Genomic DNA, 1,747 nt, shown 5'->3' on the forward strand with positions numbered 1-1,747 from the left:
ACACCAGGGAATCCTCCTTGTACAGTTCAGCGTACGCGTAACGGCTCGCTCCCTCGGGTCGGTGCGAGATAAAGTTAACCACCTGCACGCTAAAACGCAGGGTGTCGCCCGCCACGTAAACCGGTCGGTCCGTGCGGGCGTATATCTTTTCCCGCGGGTAGAGCTGGGTCTGTTTCCACAAGCGATGCACCAGTGTGTCTGCAGAAAGTGCCTCTTGAGCAGAAATGCGGATAGTGAAAAAAAAACAACATATATAAACGAGCAATCTATTAACCATCGTTTTTATGACATTTTAAAGAAGGCGACAAGATAGCATCATGGAAATAACTCCTCTCTGGGATCCCAAAAACCATTCTCTTTGCCCATTACTACACAACTATACTCATTTGTAGCTGGATAATATTTAGCTAATAGCGTTAAACGTTCTTTAATATAATAAAATAGGGTTCCATTACCTCCTATAGTCGCTTCGTAATAATTACATTTGAGAATCAATTCCATCCAAGAATTATAAAATTGAGGTTTACTTCCCAAAGTATATAATTCTGCAACCTTTGAATTATAATCAGAATAGTGTTTACCATAGACTCCCGCATAGGCCTCTGTTACCTGTCCTCCGGAATCAATCCTATAATCGAATTGTAAAAGATAATTCCTACTATAATAAGAAAATTCTCCCTGAAATGATTCTCCACTAGATTGTGAGAATGGAATTACGTCCACAGAATCCTCAAAGATAGCATGTCGGGTTTTTAATGGATTGTTATCCTCTATGATTCCTGATTGAGTAAAAAAACAGACTCTTCATTCTTAGAACAACTGATTAAACAGAACGCTGATCCTACCAAAATTAAAACAATTGTCTTCATCCTTTTCGGAATTAAAGTTAAAAAATACACACAAACGGCAAGTTTAATTAACAGTAAAATTAAATCATTTCAAAGAACACGGCAACTTATATTAGTTAAAACTACATAACGAAAAATATTGTTATTTACTGCCTTAACCTTCTTTATCTCGAGAATACTTTTTCCTGACTTTGACGATCTAATCCTCTGATCTTTCAATTCACTGACAATTAATCATATATAAAATAATTAGCTGGCGTGACAGAGCAAGGCTTCAGTTGATCCACATCAACGGGTAAGAAAATGTTTTAGAAAATGTTCAATATATTTATAACAATCAAATCTCCCTGTTTCGGTAAATAGAAGTAACTTTGACTTTTCTAAATAATGAATAGGATGAAATCTCTTTTACACCTTCTTATTTTCGCATTTTGTCTTTCTACTTATATAACAGCTCAAACAGATAAGTCCAATTCTTCGTATCTATTTGAGGATTTTCAGGATGCTATCATCTTTTATAAAGATGGAAGGCAGTTCGCAGTTCCTTTAAACTTCAATCTGGCAAACGGCCGATATGTTTTTATAGATAAAACCGACCAGCGGGAAAAAGAATTTTCCGATCCGAGCATGGTTGTAGCCATGCATGTAGGCAAAAGAATATTTCTTATGTCAGAGGGCAAAGCAACCGAAGTTATTCAGGCAGACCCTAAATTTCATGTATCTTATACCCCCCTGAAGAAAAAAGCGCCCGCCAAAGTCACATATGGTGGAACAACGGAGACAGCATCGGTGGACAGCTATACCGGATTGACAGGAAAAGGGATCATTAGCGGGGTTCGGGAGAATAATCGGGTTGTGGCCGACATCAACAGAACCTACGAAGTACAATTGGGAAAAAG

Annotated in this window: 2 protein-coding genes and 1 pseudogene; 1 reads left to right on the forward strand and 2 read right to left on the reverse strand. The window is 38.0% G+C overall.

The window, feature by feature from the left end; all coding sequences use genetic code 11:
• A pseudogene (locus B3B27_RS07155) lies at positions 1 to 277 on the reverse strand (hypothetical protein); the annotation flags it as partial.
• Positions 278 to 315: 38 nt separating this feature from the next.
• Positions 316 to 723 carry a hypothetical protein gene (locus B3B27_RS07160; RefSeq protein ID WP_238868486.1) on the reverse strand — a complete coding sequence of 136 codons (408 nt, stop codon included), beginning with the start codon at positions 721 to 723 and terminating at the stop codon, positions 316 to 318.
• A 521-nt stretch (positions 724 to 1,244) separates the two neighbouring features.
• On the opposite strand from B3B27_RS07160, the gene B3B27_RS07165 reads away from it, so the two are divergent.
• Positions 1,245 to 1,747, forward strand: a 503-nt coding sequence (locus tag B3B27_RS07165) for a hypothetical protein (protein WP_286847194.1), incomplete at its 3' end; no start/stop codon positions are given.

Source organism: Proteiniphilum sp. UBA5463, from assembly GCF_002427225.1.
Lineage (GTDB): Bacteria > Bacteroidota > Bacteroidia > Bacteroidales > Dysgonomonadaceae > Proteiniphilum > Proteiniphilum propionicum.